This window comes from Streptomyces galbus, assembly GCF_005280195.1.
Lineage (GTDB): Bacteria > Actinomycetota > Actinomycetes > Streptomycetales > Streptomycetaceae > Streptomyces > Streptomyces galbus.
Window position 1 is genome coordinate 1 of the sequence record NZ_SZPR01000108.1, and the last position, 258, is coordinate 258.

The window sequence follows — 258 nt, forward strand, 5'->3', positions numbered from 1 at the left end:
AGCGGCCTTTTCCGACTGCGAGAATGAGAGTGTCTGTCTGGCAGCGGCGCTCGGTATTGTAACCGGCTATGATGACGGAACATTCCGACCGTACCAGTCCATCACCCGTCAGGAGACCGCAGCGATGCTTGATCGGCTGTATACCTCGCTCGGCGGCAAGGCCAGTGCTGCAAACGATAAACCATACGCCGATGATGCCCAGCTTAGCGATTTGGCACGCAGCAGCGTGTACGCGATGCGCGAGATCGGCATTATGCA

1 protein-coding gene is annotated in these 258 nt (G+C 57.8%); it reads left to right on the top strand.

Annotation, left to right across the window (positions count from 1 at the left end):
• Positions 1-258, top strand: a 258-nt coding sequence (locus E4U92_RS35735) for an S-layer homology domain-containing protein (RefSeq protein ID WP_137304595.1), incomplete at both ends; no start/stop codon positions are given.